Below are 19130 nucleotides of genomic sequence, written 5' to 3'. Positions count from 1 at the left end.
AGCGATCCGTGGGGCGGATTATGTGTCCCGCTGGATTAGTGGGTTGATGTTGGTAGGGGGTACGAGTGGCGTTAGAGGACTCGTTGGGATCAGCGCTTTTGCAGGGGAGATTATCCTCCCGGTGAAAGCGTTTTTTTTCGTCTTGGTGCGAAAGTGAAACGTTATCGATGTGGTTGCGAAAAAAGGAGTAGGGAACAGATATGAAACAGATGAAATTTGCGCAGTTAGCGGTGGTGTTGGGAGCGGGGCTCTTTCTGGCGGCGTGCGGTGGTGGAGAGAGTGAGGGGCCGGTCGTTCCGCCGCCTCCAGCGCCTGCCGAGTATGCAGATAAACATATGCCTGCCGGTTGGTGGACTGATGCCGCCAAGTTGGAAGAGGGGCGGAAGCTTTTCATCGGCGACACGAACCCCGATGTGAATTGCGCGAGTTGCCATGGCAAGGACGGCAAGCCGGTCAAGGCTGGCGCCCGTGACTTCCGTAAGGGCGATCGGATGGGCCTCTATTCAGATTCCGTGTGGTTCTGGAGAATTTCAGAAGGGGTGCCCAATACGAAGATGAAGGCCTGGAAGAGCAAGCTGTCGGATGAAGATCGCTGGAAGCTCGTCTTGTTTGAGCGGAACTTTGGGTTAGCCGGTAAAGCTTGGGACACCGAGAAGAAGTCCTGGGTTGATGCGGCGGGCGTGTCGGCTGCTCCTGCGGCTCCGGCCGCGGCTCCCGCAGCGGCACCAGCTGCAGCTCCCGCTGCTCCGGCACCGGCAGGCAAGTAAGCTGATATCAATCTAGTGAGGAGGGGCGGCGAAACATCATGAAAACGTGGCAGCGCAGTCTCATGGCGGCATTCGCGCTTCTGGCGTTGTTCGGAGGCGTGGCGTATGCCCAAGCTCCTGGCGCGTCACCCGTGGAGTTCCCTTATACGGGGAATCGGACCGCGGTATGGATCGTCGCCCAGCTTCACATCCTGTTTGCGGGATTCATTCTCGGTGCCCCAATCTTTGTCGTGATCTCGGAATGGTTGGGGTATCGAAAGCAGGATCCACGGTACGATCGTTTAGCCAAAGAGGTCACGAAGGTTACGGTCATTCTCTACAGCATGACCGCCCTCACCGGGGGCCTCTTTATATTCGTGCTGCTCGCGACCTACCCACAGTTCACGACGTGGCTGATCAATCACTTCTATCTGCTATTCGCGGTGATCTACCCGTTGCTGTTCATCAGCGAGACCATCTTGCTGTACATGTATTTCTACACCTGGGATTCCTGGAAGGGCGAAAAGAAGGCCCGTCATATCGCCCTTGGGGTGCTCTTGAATTTGATCGGCACGATCACGCTGTTCGTCATCGATGGTCCGACCTCGTTTATGAATACGCCGGTGAAGGCCGAGGGTATCTCGCCGCAAGAGTTCCTCGCGACCGCGAGTTTGTGGGACAAGATCTTCAACTATAGCTGGATGCCGCTCAATCTCCACCGCCTCGTCGGTAACGTGACGTTCGGCGGGTTTGTCGCCGGTCTGATCGCCGCCTACATGTTCATGGGAGCGAAGAAGGACGAGGAGCGAGCCTACTACGATTGGATGGGATTTGTCGGCAACCTGATCGGTGTGGGCGCGTTGCTGTTCCTGCCGTTCATGGGCTATCTGTTGGCCTACGAGCTCTGCGATTACGATGCGTCGATCTGTCCGTATATGATGGCCGACCAGCTCTCGATGTTTTTCGAAATGCAGGGCGCGATGATCGGCCTCATCTTCCTGGCGAGTAATTACTATATCTGGCTCAGCATGAAGCGGATCGAGGGAGTCGAAAAGGTTCGGATGACGATCCTGGCTCCTGTCGTGATGGTCTTGCTGCCCTTAGTGATGACCAAGGTGATGACGGATTATCCGGTTCCTGATCCGACCTCGCTGGCCTTCCTGCTTCCGCTGTTGTTGGCCCCGTTCACCGTAGGCCGGTTCATCCCGCTGACGGTATCTGCGCGGACCGTGATCAAGGTCGGATTCTTGATGGTCGTCGTCGGCGATGCTATCTGGCTCACGCCCCATGGCTTCGTGCCGACAGGGGCCAAGCTGGTGGCGGAGTTGGAGTTGCCGTCAGATTGGAACTTCCTGGCGTTGATGCCGGCGAAGAATTCAGCCGCATTTACGTTGGTCTTCGTCACGGTCGTCAATTACGTCATTTATAACCGGGCCATCAGTCAGGGCACGATTGTTTGGGGCAAGATCGATTTTGCCTCCCAGTTTGTCTTGATCTTCCTGGCCTTCAGCGCAATTTGGACGATGGGTCTGATGGGTGCGGTTCGCTCGTTGCTGCGGAAGTATTACCACACCTACAATCTGTTGCCGGACTTCACCGCGGAATCCTTCACGCCGACGTTGTCCTATTCCGCCTGGTGGATTACCGGGATTACAGTCGTCTTTTACGCCGTCGTCAGTTTCGCGATTATCGTGACCCTTCGGCCTTCCGATTCGAAGGGGCATGCACCTGAGGGTAGTCCAGTCCCTGCCGGGAGTAAGTAACCAGGGTGCGGAACGCCTACTGAAGGAAAGAGGATCTGTATGGGGAATGTGATTAAGAAGCTGATGATCGGTTTGGTGGTGGGCGGCGCACTGGTCGGTGCGACGCGAGCCCTCGAGTTCCCTGTCATCTTCCAGATGATGTTCTTCGCATATGCGATGCTGGGAGCGGTCGTGTTCATGATCCTGGATGCGCCGGCACTTACTCCGATGAGCGGACTGAAGTCCGTCATCGTGTTGGTGGTGTTCTATATCGTGCTCTGCACGGTGTACATTTCCGGTGCCTCGATGTGGCCGCAGTACGATCCGGAAGATGAGAAGGGAAAGATCGCCAAGATCTTGAAGCCCAAGTTTGCAGCGACTCAACAGGGGAAAGCTGAGGAGTTGATCGCGCGGGCGAAGGCCCTCGATGAGCAAGTAAAAGCCTTAACGGTGCGCCTCAAGGCAGTAGGTGGAGACCAGGCGACAAAAGACCAGCCGGCTGGAGCTTCCGGATCGACCCCGGCAACATCCGGTGCGGCAACCGGAGATTTCATGAAGCTGGGTGAGGAGCAGTGGCAATTACAGGAATGTTATAACTGCCACAAGTTGAAGGGGGAAGGCGGGAAGAAGCGCGGCCCTGAACTCGATAACATCGCCACCTATCTCTCTGTCGACGACATCAAGCAGAAGATCCTCGATCCCAAGAGTTTCATGGCGGAAGGATTCGAGAAGGAGTACGAGAAGGGCAAGATGCCGGACAAGTACAAGGACTTGATGGAGGAGAAGGACGTCGTGGCGCTCGCCTCCTGGCTCGGGACATTCAAGAATACATCGGTGAATACGCCAAAGCCGATTAAGAAGAAGTAGCATGCAGCCTAAACTGAAATCCAAAGTCCGCTGTGCGGATCAAGAAGTCGGTGACGTGACGAAGATCATCATGGATCCGCTGACCCGTGAGATCAGCCATCTCGTGGTGTCGTTGAACGGTGCGGGCGAGCGGCAAGTCGCGATGGGCCTGGTGCAGACCGTCACGGACGAGGTGGTGCAGCTGCGGTCGTCTGCCTCTGAAGTGAGTGCATTGCCGCCGTTCAAGCGTGATGAGTATGTCACGCTGCATGAGGTGGAGATTCCGCACATTGAAGACCATCTTCATGTCTCGCCTGGTGAAGTCCTGGTGCCGTTTCCCGAGTTGGAGAAGAGCGTCAAGCGGCGGACTTTCTTTGCAAACCTGACCCACGTGATCGGATTGTTTATTGGATTGCCGTTGGCCTTCCCCGTATTGAAGTACTTGATGAAGCCGATGTATGCCCCGTTCGACAACGGATGGCTCAAGATCGGTAACATCGGGAAGATCAAGGCAGACGATGCGGGGACGCAGTTCAAGTTCAAGCGCAAGGTCAAAGAGGCCTATCTGCCTGAAGCCGAGATCGAGAAGAATGTGTGGATCTTAAAAGCGACGCCGGCAGTCCTCGAAAAGGTATACCAGGGAAAAGATATGGAGTTCCGGGACGGCACCGGAAAGACGATCTGGACCAATAAGAAGGACGTGCCCTACATCGCCTTTTCAGGTAAATGTCCTCACCTTGGATGTGGATTTAAATGGCGGCAGCATAAAGTGCTGGGACAAGTCTTCTTGTGTCCCTGCCATTTAAGCATCTATGATGCGGCCGGCACGGTCTTGGACGGTCCTGCTCCCCGTCCCCTCGACCCATTGCCTATCCAGGTGTCCGCGAGCGGTGAGGTGCAAATTATCGATATGGAATTCAAAGCCGGGACGAAGTCCCAAACGCGGATTGTCTAGATGAGCCACACCCCTTCTCCTAGCGCACCAACCACGATCCTTGAAAAAGTGATCGATTTTGTCGATGAACGGGTCGGCCTGAAGCTCCTGGCCGCCAAGATGCTCAATGAGCCGGTCCCTGGCGGCTCTCGTTGGGCCTATGTCTTCGGGTCGGTGCTGTTGTTTATCTTCATCATGCAGGCGGTCACGGGCGTGCTGCTGATGTTCTACTACGTCCCCACCGCCGACCATGCCTACGCCAGTACCCAATACATTCTGCATGACGTGGACTACGGCTGGTTCCTGCTGAGCTACCATTTCTGGGGTTCCACGGCCATGGTGGTCTGTGTGTTTGCGCATATTTCCCAAGTCTTTCTCTGGGGCGCCTACAAGAAACCCCGTGAGCTGGTCTGGCTGGTCGGGCTCGGTCTCTTCGGTATCGTCATGGGGTTCGGTTTCACTGGTTATTTGCTGCCGTGGGATCAGCGAGCCTATTGGGCCACGACGGTCGGTGTAGAAATTCTCGACAAGACGCCGCTGCTCGGCGACTTCATGGCGCGATTCCTCAAGGGAGGCGCAACTCCCGGCCAAATGACGCTGAGCCGGTTCTTCGTCATCCACGTGATGGTGCTCCCTGCAGCCCTGATGGGGCTGGCCGGGCTGCATTTGTTCCTCTTTAGATCGGCCGGACCGGCTGGTCCATTCCGGGGCACTCCGGAAGAACTGAAGGCGAAGACCGACTACTTTTTCCCACGGCAGATTTGGAAAGACATCGTCGGCATGGCGGCGGTTTTTGCCTGTATCTGCGCCTTGGCCTTCTGGGAGCCTGTGGTCTTATTGGAAGAGGCGACGCCTGATCCGGGCGATTATCATCCGGAGCCGGAGTGGTACTTCCTCTTCCTGTTCCAGTTGCTGCGACTTAAGATGTTCTCGGGCGAGATGGGCCAAATGCTCGGCGCCATGGTGTTGCCGGGAGCGTTTATGGCGCTGTTAGCCGCCTTGCCCTTCTTCGACCGCGATCCCGAACGGAATATTTTCAAGCGCCCCATCGCCCTGATCGGATGGGTGGTGGTCATGGCTGCGATCTTGATCTTCACGATCTCTGCCATTATCAACCGAGAGTTTTTGGACTAGCGGCCTCTCGCAGAACGGACTCTGTTTGTTATGAGCGACGAACGCGAATCAATGTCTCCTACGAAGCTCGGGTTCGGCATTCTTTGGCCTGCCTTCTGGACCGGCTTGCCGATCAAGCTTGCCTTCGTCCTGCTCTTTCTAGCGCTGGGGATGGTGCATTTTGAAACGAGAATAGGTCTCGCATTCCTGATGCTGCTGACGAGCCCGGTCACCGTCTTTGCGCTTCCGACGATTACGCTGGGATTGGAATCCCATCTCGGTGAAGGCGTCGGCATTGCGTTGCTGTTTTTGTTGTCGATCCCGATCGACATCTGGGCGCTCGGGGTTGTGGGGCGGACATTTTTCCTCGAACGGCTGCGGCGTGAACCGCCAGAGGGATTGGGGCTGACGCTCTGGTGGAAATGTGCATTGGTCGGGGGGATCTTCTTGCCGATCCTCTGGATCGCAGTGAGCGCGACCACCGAAAACGCCATTGCGATCAGCCATTCGTTATTCGAAATGGAGATGCTGAAGGGCGTTCCCGTCGCGGAGAAAATCAGCATAGAACTGACTTTGTGGGGCGGGGTGGCCTCAGGGGTTTTGATCGCATTGTTAGTCGTCGGCCTTTCGCTGGTCGGACGGATGATTCGTGGCACGGTGGAGTCGGCTGGGCCTGCGTCGGAAAACTATCAAGGGTTGATTACTCGCTGGGACCTGATGCGGGTGCCGGCGGATCAAGGATTGATGCTGACGGCCTTGACCGGCGGGGCCGTGATCCTGTCGCTCCTTTTCTGGTCTTCCCTCCCGGTATTCACGCCACACCCGCACGACTGTTGTAAAAAGCCCGAAGTCAAAGCCGTCCCTGCGTTTAAACCGCTTGAGACGCTCAATAAAGATGAGAAGATGCTGGCGCAGCTGACAGCGCAGGTTGAGTTGCTGGAGAAACAGCAGGCGGAAGCCGAACTGGAAAAAGACAAGAGTAAGGGCAAGGCAGGCAAAGATGCAGTGAAAGCGCCGGCGGCAACCGCACCGGCTCCGCCTGCCGCCAAGAAACCGTAACGTGGGAGATGATGAGGTGAGGGGCATGCAACAACAGGGTGGATGGATTCAGAGACTTCTCCAGGCCGGCCGCGGTCATGGGGGGATGTTCTCAGCGCTGTTGTGGGCCGTGGGCCTGCTCAGCCTTCCCGCGCTGGCCTTTGGCGCAGATGTCGCACCGGCCGCCGCGACCGAGTATCGCGACATTCCCTACATCGGCAGCCGCAACCTCGTCTGGGTTGTCGCGCAGTTGCATTTGCTGCTCGCAGGGTTCGTCTTGGGTGTTCCGATTTTCGCCTGGTTGTGCGAAGTCGTGGCCTGGAAGACGGGCGAAAAGCGCTATGACAAACTTGCGAAAGAGTTCACCAAGCTCCTGACATCCGCCTATGCCACGACGGCGCTCTTCGGCGGCATTCTCTTGTTCCTGCTGATCTCGTTCTATCCCAAGTTGATGAACTATCTGACGGATATTTTCTTCCCGTCTTTCATCGTCTATTGTCTCCTCTTCCTGGTGGAGACCGCCACGCTGTATCTCTATTGGTATGGCTGGGATGCGATGCAAGACGGCCACAAGAAGACGTTCCACATTTTCCTCGGCTTCATGCTGAACTTCTTCGCGTTCTTCATCATGATTGTGCCGAACTCCTGGGCGACCTTCCAGGCCAGTCCGGTTGTGCTCGCCGAAGGCTCCGATATCGCCAGGGCCTGGGCTGCGACCTGGAATCCAACCTGGTGGCCGGTAAACATTCACCGTTTGATTGCGAACGTGGTGCTGGGCGGTTACATCTGCGGCGCCTACGCCGGGATTCGCTATCTCTCTGCCAGAAACGCAGAAGAGCGCGATCACTACGATTGGATGGGCTACGTCGGAAATTTCATCGGGGTGTTCGGTCTCTTGCCGCTTCCCTTTGCCGGCTACTGGCTCATGCGCGAAATTTATCAGTACAACCAGCAGATGGGCATTACGCTGATGGGAGGCTTCCTCTCCTGGCTGTTCATTCTGCAGGCCATGCTCATCGGAGTGCTGTTTCTCGGATCGAACTATTATTTCTGGCTGGGAATCACCTATCGTATTCCAGGCTCTGAGTTGAAGTATCGGAAGTCGATGTTGTCGATGTTGATTATCCTGCTGCTCTGCCTCGGCGTCTGGATGACGCCCCACTCGCTCGTGGCGAGTTTGGAAGAAGCGAGAAAAATGGGAGGAACCCACCATCCGCTGCTTGGCGTGTTCGGCGTCATGTCGGCGAAGATGACGGTCTCGAACCTCATGATTCTCGTCACGTTCATGAGCTTTATCATGTATTGGCGCGCGGGCAAGGAAGAGACCGCCGGATGGGCAAAGGCCGCGAAAGCGCTGATGAGTGCGTTGCTGGTCCTCGCTGGTATCGCGGTCGTCGTCCTGGGCGTCTGGGGCTACTTTGTGCCGGCCATTATTCGGATCAATTACTTCTCAACGTCTCAGGTCATGATCGTGCTCTTCGTCATGTTGACGATCACGCCATTAACCGCGCTGCTGCTGAAGAGCGCGAAGACCACGACGGAAATGGTCTGGGGCAAGATGCCTCCGCGGGCCGGGTACGCGCTGGTCCTCAATGCGATCATGGTCATCCTCCTGATGACATTGATGGGATATGCCAGGTCGTCATCGCGCGTCCATTGGCATGTGTATGGTGTGCTTCGGGATTCCTCGCAATATGCATTTTCACCGGCGCTGGGTTATGCAGCCGGGATTATGGCCTTGAACACCTTCTTGTTCTGCATGATTGTCGCGTTCATCTTCTGGGTAGCCACGATGAGCGATAAGGCGAAGGCATCGCACAGTTAAGTAAGGCGATCGATTTCGCAAGAGGAGTCTTATGAGCGAAGTTGTCAAATTGCAGTTGATTGGGCTGACGGTAGTCGGATGCGGGGCTCTGATCCTCCTCCTGGTCCGCGCCCAATTCGTGCGGGTCATTGGATTTGTCGCGATCGTACTCGGTCTCTTTACGCTCGTCGCCTTGTCGGTGCCGCAGATGGCGTCGTTGCCCCCGGTGGAAGAGAAGTTCGACATCGCCACGGTCAAAACGCCGACCGATATGGCGACCATCGGACAGAAGATTTTCTTCAGCAAGGGCCAATGCGCGCTCTGCCATACCATCGGCCCGAGCGAGTCCGCCCGATGCCCTGATCTCAAGGGAATCGGGGCCAAGTTGAGCCGTGAATTTCTGTTTGAAAGCTTGACGCAACCGCAGGCCTATATCTATCTCGACTACCGCCATGGCGGCCAGCCGAAGGAATATCCAGCCAGGATGCCCTACATCAATAAGAACCCGATCGGGCTTTCCAAAAATGAAATTCTATCGGTCATCGCATTCCTGCAACAGATGAGCGGGGAGCCGATTTCCGTGAATGTGGCTGAACTCGAAGTGCCGGGACAGGCGCCTGCCGCTCCGGTGAAGGTCGCTCAATCCGGTCCAGTGGCCGTGGCGCAAGCGCACTGAGGAGGAACGTATGGGGGGCTCGTTGCTTAAGCCGGTCATATTGATTGGGATCGTCTATGCGATCTTGAAGTTTGTGGTGCCCAATATCCCTGGTTCGGCGCCGCTGCCGGCCAGTCTCATCTTTCTGTATCTGATGTTGACGACATCGGGCATTGTCATTTTCGCCACGTTGAGCGGAGAGTCGAAGGATGCGTTCTGGAATCCGATTCAACGGTTTCTGACAGGAGAGAATATCGGCGGGTTACAAGTATTGCGGTACGGCGTGCTGCTGCTGTTTCCCTTGATGGTCGGCTGGCAAACCTATAGCAGCACCGCAACCAGCGATGCGCCGCCATCGGAAAACCGAACGATTCACCCGGCTCCGCCAGGGGAATACACCGGCTTGTCGAATCCCGTTCCCAAGACACCGGACACCATCCAGCAGGGGAAGGGCTTCTATGCCGCGTTCTGCTCTCCTTGCCATGGTGGAAACTTCGATGGGAAGGGGCCGGCAGCCAGAGGATTCAATCCTCCCCCCGCCAACTTCTCCGATCCGACGACCATCGCCATGCTGCAAGAGAGCTATCTCTTCTGGCGCATCAAGAAGGGTGGCGTCGGTCTCCCGATTGAAGGCATGCCATGGAAGTCCGCGATGCCTCGCTGGGAAGTCGAGCTTCCTGACGAATGGATCTGGAAAATTATCATGGGCGAGTACGATGGCGCGCATCAAGCGCCGAGGACCTGGGAGTAGACGGGAGTAGGCGTGCCTGCCTTCTGTGCTCGCACACCGCGCACGTTGAGAAGGTGACCGGTGAATGCGCGCAGTGGAAGGCCCACCGCTGCACCCTCTGAGACGTGAGTAGAGAGAGGACGGAACTTATGACACAGAGACTGAACTACATCGTTCCGACGGTTGCGGTCGGTGCATGGCTTGCCATGGGATTGCTGGCTGTGCAGCCTGGCTCTGCCGAGGAAAAGTCCGCGGCCACCGTTCAGGCTGAATCAACCTTGCAAAGTGTTTCGGTCAGCGCCCCGATGGTGAAGGGCGCTCTGCCGGTCGATGACCCGAATGCGGCGGTGTGGAGCAGCGCCACGCTGGCGCGATTCCCGATGTCGCCGCAAGTCCATTGGCCGAACCGTATTTTGGAAGCGACGGTCAGAGACCTGAACGTGCGTGCCTTACATGACGGAACGAACGTCGCCATTCTCTTAGAGTATACGGACCCAACGGAAGATCCGGACGATGCCGCGGCGATTGAGTTTATGGTGGGCGACAAGAAAGCTCACTTTGCGCATGGCCAGCCGATGGCGCAGGTGGAAGGCGGCCCGGTCAATATCTGGTTCTGGAAGAACAAAGACGGCAAAGCGCTGGACATGAATGCCAAGGGTTTTGGCACGCTGAAAGTTCAGACGCATCAGGACGTGAAGGCCAAAGGCGCCTACGCGAACGGAACCTGGAAGGTGGTCTTTACGAGGCCCCTCGCCACGGAACATCCGGATGAAGATACGCAGATCGCCACAGGCGGATTCATCAATATCTCCTTTGCCGTCTGGGACGGTAAGAAGGACGCGAGCGGCGAACTGAAGGAGAAGGGCTCACAAAAGGCGGTCTCCTCCTGGTGGTATTTCCGCGCAGAGGCACCGCCGGATTATTCCGGTTATTACTATGCGCTCCTCGCCGTGGGCTTGGCTCTCGGATTTCAGTTCGTACTGATCCGCAAGCTAAAGAAAGGGCAATCAGCATGAAGGCGGCTCGCCTACAAGTATTAGGAATGGTGGGGGGACTGGTTGGCGTCTGGGCCATGGTGATCGGGGGCTGTGCCAACGAGCAGCAGCAGAAGGGCAAGGAACTCTACAGTCACTACTGCATGCATTGTCACGGCGAGAACGGCCGCCAGAACGAGGGCTTCAATTGGTCCTCGATGCCGGATCCGAAGCCGAAAGATTTGTCGAACAAGTCGGAGATGGGAACCTTCAAGGACGAAGACATTTTCAATACTGTCTCACGCGACATGAAAGATACGAGTCCCGGTGGCGACAAGATCGGCGACGACGATTTCGCCGTGCCGACCATGCCGACCTTCAAGTACACCCTCTCCGAGGATGAAATCTGGGCCATCGTGGGTTATGTCCGAGGCCTCCACGGCATGAAGCTGGAGTTTAAAGTCGAGGAACGGAAGAACGAGTTAGCTGCGCTGCTCCAAACGGCCCAAGGCAAGTCCGATCAGGCCAAGCAGGCCTATGACGCCGCGGAGAAGAAGGCGAGCGACGAAGCGGAGAAGAAGAGCGCAGAATTGAAGAAAGACGTCGATGCCGACGAATCCTCCTATGCCAAGGAATTGGCTGCCATGGTGCAGGCCAAAAAAGAACTCGACGCGGCCCAGGCTGCGCTGAATAACTTCTCCACGAGACCAGGCAAAGGCCTGAATATCGCCCGCCCGGATCTCACGACGAAGCCCGAGCAGGTTGCCGAATTGGTCGAATTGGGCAAGCGGCTCTATTCGAATAAGTATGGCTGCAACGGTTGCCATAGTCTCGGTGAAGAGGGTGGCAAAGTGGGGCCGGCACTCGACCGAGCAGGATTCAGATTGAATGGGACCTGGATCTATCGGTGGGTCAAGAACCCGCAGGCCATGAAAGCCGAAACCAGGATGCCGGCACTCGGGTTGAGCGATGCCGATGCCAAAGCCGTGACGATGTACCTCGGGACCTTGCGTGCGCCGAAGCCGGATGCTCCGATCGAAAAGCCGGCAGGCTGATCGTGGTCGACCACAAGATGCTCAAAAAGGCTGTCTAGAAAGGCCGCAGCGAGTGAAGTCCTGAGGCGTACCCGTAGGGTACGTTGAGGGGCTGAGCGAAGCGAGAACGACGCTAGCGGACTTTTTCAGCATTCTTGTTAGAGCAGAAATCCCGCGACCATTGCAGCCCCAATAGCGGCTCCTACCCACACATGTTGTTGAAACATGCGGAAGGCGATAGGGGCCGGTATGGCCCCTCTGAGCTGCAGGGCTTGCCTCCCACACCACATTCCCATGGCCATGAGCAGGGCATAGTAGACCCAGCCGATGTGGGCCAGCCAGCCTGCGAGTCCCAATAGCAGCAGCATCGCGCCGAAGGCCGTGCCGACGGCGATCCACGTGGACGAACCGAACAACAACGCCGAGGATTTCACGCCGATTCGGCGATCGTCCACGACATCTTGCAAGGCGTAGATCGTATCGTACCCGATTGCCCAGCAGACCGTCGCCGCGAAGAGGCACCAGGCAGGCCCTTCAATCGTTCCTCGCGAGGCGGCCCAGGCCATGACTGTGCCCCAGCCGAAGGCGATCCCCAGCATGGCTTGCGGCACGTGAATGACACGTTTCGCAAAGGGGTAGAGGGCGGCTAACAGGACGGCAATGGGGCTTAAGAGGATCGTGAAGGGGTCGAGCAGTAACACGAGTATGCCGGCTAAGGAGAGAAAGAGGGCGAGGACCAGCAGGGCATGGGCGACGCTCAGTTCACCGGACGCGAGGGGCCGTATCAACGTGCGCGCTACGTGCCGGTCGAAAGACCGATCGGCCAGATCGTTCAGCACCACTCCGGCACTGCGCATCACGAAGGAGCCGGCCACAAAAATCGCGAATAACCGGAGCGGAGGCAGACCGCGAGCCGCCAAGACTAGCGACCAGAGCGTGGGGAACATGAGCAGCCAGGTCCCGGTTTGGTTCTGGAGGCGAACGAGTCTGGTGATGGCCGACCAGGAGAGCCGTGGCGTTAACAGGGACGATTCCGGTGCCGATGAAGAAGATTCGGTCATGCGGGAGAACTTAGCCGAGGGGGGTGGGGCTGTCAACGAGGGGGGGAGGGAGTGGCCAGGTGCCCTTCTTGCTCGCAGAACGCGCACGATGAAACTGTGCTCGTTCGATGCGCGCAGTCAAGGGCAACCTTGGCCACTCCCTTGATGAGAGGCGATGAGATTGAAAGACTCTCGCCAGGTTACGGGCAGGCTTCGGCGAGCCAGTAGCTGGTTGTGCTGATTGGATGCTTTTCTGTATAAGAATGATGGTGCAAGTCATTGATTCCGCGCATTCCTCCTTTCTGTTTCGCACAGCCTCATGGGTTGTCGCAGGACTTTGTGTTGGGGCGTTGACGAGCTGCGGGCTCTTCTCCAGCCGAAACGGCGAGACGATCGGCTATTATCTCCCCTTGACCGTCCAGCTTCGTTCTGATCCCAGTATCGCTGCGTCGCAGCTCACCTATCAGGATGCTTGTGGCCAGCAGCAATCCTTGCCGCTGGGCGGTCCTTTGCAAGAACAGCTCACACGAAAAACAGGCCGCGTCTTTGAAAAAGTGCTGACGGGTTCGACCGTATCCTCCGCGATCGCGGACGGGTATGTCGATGCATCGATCGGTCTGGCCCATGTCGATCTGGCGATCGTTCGAAAGGCCGACAAGAGTTATCCTGCGATGGTCTCTGTGGGATTGGATTTTGCCTATACGTCTGCAGACGGGACGGTCCTCTATAGCAAGAAGATTCAAAGCATCGGACGTGGAGAGGTGGAAGTCAGCGCCTCCTCCTGTGACGTGAAGGGGCTCGAGAAGATTGCCCAGGAGGCCTTGAGCCTCGTTACAGACGGGATGGCCAAGCAACTCGGGACATCGACGAAGATTGTCGATGCCGCTGAAGCCCGCAAGGCTGGTGGCGCGAAGGTGACGGTGGCGACCGTCCCGCCTCCCTCTCCGATTGCAACCGGGGGAGTACCTGCTACGGTGAAGCAGCCCGTCGCGCCGCAGTCGGCGGCAGCGGTGCCGGCGCCGGTTCAAACGGATGAGCCGGCTACGATCATATTTCGTGCGATTGTTCGCGATGAAAATCGCAATCAGGTGCTGCATGCCGGTGAAGCCATCGCGATCGAAATCGAAGTGAAAAACGAAGGGCCGGGGATGGCACGGGCCATGGAGCTGTCGGTGACCGCGACGCCACCCTTAGTCGAGCAGATTCCCGGTCTGATCTCCGTCGGCGATCTGCAGCCAGGCGAAGTCAAACGCCTGACGTTGGACGGCAAAGTCGGCGAGGTCACAGCCGCCGTGCAGGCGGAGCTCACGCTGATGTTGCGGGCCGGAGCTCCCTCGGTCCAGCTGCCCTCTGCCAAAAAGTTTCTCGTGGCGATGAAGCCTGCCTCTGCGCCGGGGGCTCAGTCTCTGCCGGTCGATGTCGATCAGCTGCCGAAACGGACAGGTTTGCTCAAACAACCGAAGGCTGTCGGTCTCGTTGTCGGCGTGGGGCAGTTCCGTGAGAGCAGCATCGCCCGGGTCAAGTATGCGACGCGGGATGCGGAGCAGGCCGCCACCTACCTGAGATCGATCGGAGGGATTCCTCACGCGCGCGTGCGTACGCTGCTCGATAGTCATGCCCTCAAGAGCGACCTGGCCGAAGCCCTGGAGGAATGGCTGCCTAAACTGGTCGATCCCACCACCGTGGTCTATATTTCGGTCACGGGCCGGGGAGTGGTCGATCCGATTACCGGCGCTGTGTCGATGCTGTTGTTCGACAGTATGGCCACAACCGGGACACGCCTCTATTCGCTGCGCCGGCTGCAGGAATCCTTGGAGAAGTTGCCGATTCAGCGGGCCCTGGTGATGCTCGACCTCTCGCTTGAGTCGGCGTCCGGCACGGAGTCGGCAGCCATGGCCGTTCCCCTGTGGGGCCAGGAGGGGGTGGTCAAAGACAAGATCATGTGGATGATCGGCAACCGGGGACTTCAAGAATCCCATAGTTATGACCCGGGCCAACATGGGCTGTTTGCCTATCAATGGCTCAAGGGCCTGGGCGGGGCCGCAGATCTCGATAAGGACGGGACGATCCTGGCAGGCGAACTCTGCGCCTATACCAAGGGGCAGGTCCTCAAGATATCTCAAGAGCAGTACGGCAAGGAGCAGGAGCCCCTCTGTCTTCCAGGGCCTGGCCAGGGGGCCATGGTCAGGCTGCAGCCTCTGGCTCGGTTCAAATAACGGCCATGAAAGGTCGAATTTCTCGCCTATCGTCTGTCGTTGAACGAAAAACCTCTTGAGGCTGAGAAAAAACCCGTGTAAGTTGTGGCTTCTCTCGCGAGGGCCGGCGTAGCTCAGTTGGTAGAGCAGCTGTTTCGTAAACAGCAGGTCGTCCGTTCAATCCGGATCGCCGGCTCCACACCTCGCGTTCGTATGTCATGGCGATCGATCACAACTCGGCTGATTGGTACGTGGTCCGTCGATGCGTCACCTCTTGTGAGCCGATATCTCTCCCTATGAAAATAGGAATTCAGGCATTCACGTTGCTCTGCGGTCTGCTGCTGTCAGGCTGCCTCTCCCCCATTACGCTGAATCGAGCTGTGACGGCCTATGATCAGGCGGTCACAGATGCCATCTCAAAGCAGTTGCTCATCAACATCGCTCGCGCCCATCAGCATCAACCGATTCACTTCACCGGCGTCTCGAACATCGCCGCGACGTTCGACTTTCGTGTCAGCGCCGGCGCCACTCCGGCCCTGACGGGAGAGTCCAGCAAAGCGCTCATGCCGATCTTCGGCGGCAGCGTGGCGGAAAACCCCACGATCAGTATCGTGCCGATCGAAGGGGAAGAATTCACCAAGCGGCTTTTGACCCCCTTTCAGGAAACCAAGTTCACGCTCTTGCTCCGGCAGCGATTCGACATCGATCTGTTGCTCAGGCTGATGGCGCAGGAATTGCGGATTGCAGAGAATGGCCAGGAAGTCGCCTATCGCAATACGCCGGCCGATCGGCCTGGCTACGAGATGTTCCGTCGCGTGGTGACGCATCTTTCGGCCATTCAAGACCAGAACCAGCTCTATGCCGAACCGCTCGTCTACAATCGGACCTGGACGATTCCCGCCAACTCCGTCACAGCCGAAGGCTTCCAATCGTTACAAAAAGAATATCTCGTGACCTACAGCCAGAAAGACAATACCTACACCATTCGAAAACAAATCACGGGACGCATTCTTATCACCAACTATGACCCCGACACGCTCTCACCGGAGGAACGGGCCCGGTTGATCGACGAAACGGAAGAAGGGCACCTCAACGATGTCTCTTTCGACATCCGTCCGGGGCACGTGGGCGGGGAATATCCCATCAAGGGAGATTTCCGGCTGAGAAGCTTCAATACCATTCTCAACTTTCTCGGCCGATCGCTGGGAGAAGACCCAGAATATCCCGTCGAGAAAGATTCTCGGACCCCCGAGGTTCACGAAAATCCCGTCCATACCATGGAACTTTTGTTGACGGATGGCGCTCCCTCGGATGCCGACCTGTCGATTCAGTCCCACGGAAAATATTACGCGGTGAACACGACGGGGCCATTGGCGCGCTGGAATCGCGAGGCTTTCCAATTGTTATACCTCCTGTTCCAAATGACCGTCAGCGAGGTGCCGCGCGTCGGCGTGCCGAGTATCACCATTGCGAAATAATGTCGTCACCACGTTGGGCAACAGCCTGGGCTGATTACAGAGGGCTCCCGGCTGGTTCCTGCCACAGTGCGGGAACGCCGAAATACCCATTCAGAACGTTTCTTCCTCTGCCATCACCACATAGCGGAGCGGTCCGCCTGGGCTGATTGCATCGAAGGGATAACAGGTCACCAGCGCGAGTTGCGGCGCGTCTGTGTCCTGCCGGATCGACGCGGTGGCCACATCCACGACGGCCCTGCTTCTGACGCGATACCGATGCGGCTGTTGGTTCTTGGTCGAGAGCATAATCTCGTCGCCTACCTTCAATCGCTGCAAAAATCGAAAATGCGTATCGCGATGGCCGGTGAGAATTGTCGTCCCTCTCGAACCGGGAGCGGCGCTCGATTCCAAATAGCCTGGTCCAAATGCCAGGGTTCGCCCGTAGGCGCCGTTCAACACAATGAGATCGATATCCTTCGATGGAACCGTGAGCCGGGCCAGAGGCCAGGTATCGGCCCAGGGCCAGGGTGTCACATGTTCTTGGCCTGCTACCGTACCGGCCCAAGCCCGTTGCAACAGGACTTGGGCCAGTTCAGCCTTGAGGTAGATCCAAGCGCCGTTTCCCGTCTGCCACAGACCGAGCAGGACCAAGGCGAGAGCCAGGAGAGGCATCGCCTTGATCTTGATGCCTGGTCCAATCACGCGACCACTTTCTGTCGTTGCCAGAGCAGGCCCGCTATCGCCAGCAACAACAGCCCGAACAGTAATTGGATCTGTCCACTCGTCCCGGTTTTCGGCAGGCCGAGCATCGCCTGAGAATCCTGTCCATCCGGTAGATTGGTCTTCATCGCATGGCCGATCAGGCTCTTGTCGATGGGACGAACCGGTGTGACGTCGACCGCGACCAGGCTGCTGTACTGGCTCACAAGATGATGGGGCAGCGCCACATCGAGCACCGCCTGGCGTAGGGTTGCATCATCCTGGCCGGAGCGTTCGTGATCCATCAGCGCGGCGATCTTCTGCCTCGCCCAATAGACCGACAGCCCCTCGCGCGATGGGCTCTGTGTCAGCGACAGTGTCACCTTCCAGGGCGTCGACCCTTCCTTGCCTTGGATCGTCACCTCGTCCGGCAGCGACCTGGTCTTAATCGCCACCACGACCGGCTCGCCGTCATAGAGATCCGGAATGCGGGAGGGGAAGAGTTCGGCGCCATCCAGGCCGGTGCCTTCTAGCCGAATCTCCGTCAGGACCGGATGTTCCAGCTTGCGGAAGAGCGCATCCATTTTGTCCTTCACCTCGTTCACATTGCCGATGTGGGTGAAGGTTCCCCTGCCGAACTCAGAGGCCTTCCGCATGAAGTGGCTGTTGGGTGCCGAGCCGATGCCGATGGTAAAGAGCCGGCGAGGACCCAGCCGTTGTCTGATCAATTCGAAGAGTTCGGTTTCGTTGCCCACTTGCCCGTCGGTGAGAAAGATCACTTGCTGAATCCGTTGCAGGTCGGCCGGGGCTTTCAAGGCCTGAGTCAATGCCGGCAGCATTTCCGTTCCGCCGTTGGCCACGAGGCGGTCGACGAACTTCATGGCCTTCCGCATCGTCGCAGTCGTTACCGGTTGCGGGGAGGGGAAGAGCGCATGAACGATGCTGTTGAATTCGATCACGTTGAAGGTGTCGCGTGCGGTCAGACGAGGGAGCGCCATCAGCAATGCGGCGCGGGCTTGCTCGATCGAGGTGCCGGACATCGAGCCGGACGTGTCGATGATAAAGATCGTTTCACGCGGCAGGCCGACCGGTGCCTTTCCGACCGTGGCTGGCGGCATCATCATCATGAAGGCGTAGGTCTCTCCCTGCTGTTGCTGGGTAAAGAGGGCCGCGGTGGGATTCTGTCCGGGAGCCGGTTGCCAGGTCAGCTGAAAGTCCCGGTCGGCCGGGACGGTATCCTGGCGGAGCGTCACGTGCCGCCGTCCGTCTGATTCAGGAATGATGAGAATCGGATGCGACGCCGATTCCAGCCTGCCGAGCGGAAACCCTGGCGCCAGATCGACCGAGAGACTGACTGGGTTGATCGAGCCGTAGGCCGGATGTTCGACCAGCGGCGTGACGCGCGAGGCGTCCGGCACACGGTCTGTATCCAGCGCCATACCCTGACCGGCCTGGGGTTGATCCTCGACGAGGATCGGTGTCCCTGGGATGTAGCGGGGTCCGACGACCAGGGGAAATCGGAGTGAAAAGGTGCCCTGGTCGAATCGAACCGTTTCCTGATATTCGATTTGAATCGTGATGCTGTCGCGCGGCGCGATGTTCGCGATGGATGTGGTGAAGATGTTGGGCCGCTCCTGCTCGACCAGGCTCGCCCGTTTCCCTTCCTGTTTGGCCTGCTCATAGACCTTCTTGGCTTCGCCCCGTTCTTTGATCTGGCCTTCGATGGTGCGTTCGCCGACCTTCATGCGCAGGTGATCGACGGCGGCGGTCTCCGGCAAGGGAAACACATAGATGCCTTCTGCCCAGTCCTTGCCGGGGTTCGTAAATTCCTGTGTGACGATAGCCCGTGCGATCACGCCGGTCACCGTGATCTGCACGTCGGTCTTCAGGCTGGGCGCCGGGATGAAGCGTCCGGCCTGACCGCTGCGAAAGAGCAGCATGCCCTGCTTCACGTCGCTCAGGCCGATGGTCCCTTCAAGCGGGGTCGGTTCCTCGCCGCAGGCATGCAGAATCGGGAGCCCGCCGGCCCAGGAGAAGAGGGTGAAGAACAGCGTAATCCAGATGCTCAGGATGTGGCTGGTTGTGTGGGGTCTGTCACTCGGGGTCCAGGTGGTCATAGGTGC

General features: G+C 57.9%; 16 protein-coding genes and 1 tRNA gene. 14 read left to right on the top strand and 3 right to left on the bottom strand.

The genetic code is table 11. From position 1 onward, the window contains the following. Positions 1 to 200: 200 nt before the first annotated feature. The 11 genes from Q7U76_02840 (at position 201) to Q7U76_02790 (ending at position 11637) form a co-directional block, all read left to right on the top strand. On the top strand, positions 201 to 767 hold the full coding sequence (locus tag Q7U76_02840) for a c-type cytochrome (protein MDO8355312.1): 567 nt from the start codon (positions 201 to 203) through the stop codon (positions 765 to 767). A gap of 38 nt (positions 768 to 805) precedes the next feature. Then, entirely contained in the window at positions 806 to 2509 is a 1704-nt protein-coding gene (locus Q7U76_02835) for a cytochrome ubiquinol oxidase subunit I (protein MDO8355311.1), read from the top strand. 39 nt (positions 2510 to 2548) lie between these two features. Next, positions 2549 to 3355: a cytochrome c gene (locus tag Q7U76_02830; protein MDO8355310.1), complete on the top strand. Its 807-nt coding sequence runs from the start codon at positions 2549 to 2551 to the stop codon at positions 3353 to 3355. Position 3356: 1 nt separating this feature from the next. Next, entirely contained in the window at positions 3357 to 4289 is a 933-nt protein-coding gene (locus Q7U76_02825) for a ubiquinol-cytochrome c reductase iron-sulfur subunit (GenBank protein ID MDO8355309.1), read from the top strand. Continuing rightward, a complete protein-coding gene (locus Q7U76_02820) occupies positions 4290 to 5402 on the top strand; it encodes a cytochrome bc complex cytochrome b subunit (protein ID MDO8355308.1) in 1113 nt (370 codons plus the stop codon). Positions 5403 to 5432: 30 nt separating this feature from the next. After that, positions 5433 to 6440 carry a hypothetical protein gene (locus Q7U76_02815; GenBank protein MDO8355307.1) on the top strand — a complete coding sequence of 336 codons (1008 nt, stop codon included), beginning with the start codon at positions 5433 to 5435 and terminating at the stop codon, positions 6438 to 6440. A gap of 25 nt (positions 6441 to 6465) precedes the next feature. Continuing rightward, entirely contained in the window at positions 6466 to 8244 is a 1779-nt protein-coding gene (locus Q7U76_02810) for a cytochrome ubiquinol oxidase subunit I (GenBank protein ID MDO8355306.1), read from the top strand. 31 nt (positions 8245 to 8275) lie between these two features. After that, on the top strand, positions 8276 to 8899 hold the full coding sequence (locus Q7U76_02805) for a cytochrome c (GenBank protein ID MDO8355305.1): 624 nt from the start codon (positions 8276 to 8278) through the stop codon (positions 8897 to 8899). A 10-nt stretch (positions 8900 to 8909) separates the two neighbouring features. Next, on the top strand, positions 8910 to 9629 hold the full coding sequence (locus Q7U76_02800) for a cytochrome c (protein MDO8355304.1): 720 nt from the start codon (positions 8910 to 8912) through the stop codon (positions 9627 to 9629). Positions 9630 to 9757: 128 nt separating this feature from the next. Next, positions 9758 to 10624 (top strand): ethylbenzene dehydrogenase-related protein, encoded by an 867-nt coding sequence (locus Q7U76_02795; protein MDO8355303.1) that lies wholly within the window; start codon positions 9758 to 9760, stop codon positions 10622 to 10624. Beyond that, positions 10621 to 11637, top strand: a complete 1017-nt coding sequence (locus tag Q7U76_02790) for a c-type cytochrome (GenBank protein ID MDO8355302.1) — start codon at positions 10621 to 10623, stop codon at positions 11635 to 11637. Before Q7U76_02795 ends, Q7U76_02790 begins: the two co-directional genes overlap by 4 nt. Positions 11638 to 11774: 137 nt before the next feature. Here Q7U76_02790 and ubiA read toward each other — a convergent pair whose 3' ends face one another. Beyond that, positions 11775 to 12677 carry a 4-hydroxybenzoate octaprenyltransferase gene (ubiA, locus tag Q7U76_02785; protein ID MDO8355301.1) on the bottom strand — a complete coding sequence of 301 codons (903 nt, stop codon included), beginning with the start codon at positions 12675 to 12677 and terminating at the stop codon, positions 11775 to 11777. 242 nt (positions 12678 to 12919) lie between these two features. On the opposite strand from ubiA, the gene Q7U76_02780 reads away from it, so the two are divergent. The 3 genes from Q7U76_02780 to Q7U76_02770 all read left to right on the top strand — a co-directional run bounded on the left by Q7U76_02780 (position 12920) and on the right by Q7U76_02770 (position 16329). Next, entirely contained in the window at positions 12920 to 14872 is a 1953-nt protein-coding gene (locus Q7U76_02780) for a hypothetical protein (GenBank protein MDO8355300.1), read from the top strand. 102 nt (positions 14873 to 14974) lie between these two features. Then, positions 14975 to 15050 (top strand) — tRNA-Thr (locus tag Q7U76_02775). Between the two features lie 97 nt (positions 15051 to 15147). After that, positions 15148 to 16329, top strand: coding sequence for a hypothetical protein (locus tag Q7U76_02770; GenBank protein MDO8355299.1), 1182 nt, complete (start codon positions 15148 to 15150; stop codon positions 16327 to 16329). A 90-nt stretch (positions 16330 to 16419) separates the two neighbouring features. Here the strand turns inward: Q7U76_02770 and Q7U76_02765 are convergent, their stop codons facing one another. Further along, positions 16420 to 17010 (bottom strand): class GN sortase, encoded by a 591-nt coding sequence (locus tag Q7U76_02765; GenBank protein ID MDO8355298.1) that lies wholly within the window; start codon positions 17008 to 17010, stop codon positions 16420 to 16422. Next, entirely contained in the window at positions 17007 to 19124 is a 2118-nt protein-coding gene (locus Q7U76_02760) for a marine proteobacterial sortase target protein (GenBank protein ID MDO8355297.1), read from the bottom strand. The genes Q7U76_02765 and Q7U76_02760 overlap by 4 nt, the downstream gene beginning before the upstream one ends. Positions 19125 to 19130 lie beyond the last annotated feature (6 nt).

Source organism: Nitrospirota bacterium, assembly GCA_030645475.1.
Lineage (GTDB): Bacteria > Nitrospirota > Nitrospiria > Nitrospirales > Nitrospiraceae > Palsa-1315.
Note: the sequence above shows the minus strand (reverse complement) of the source record. Positions and strands in the feature narration are given on the sequence as shown.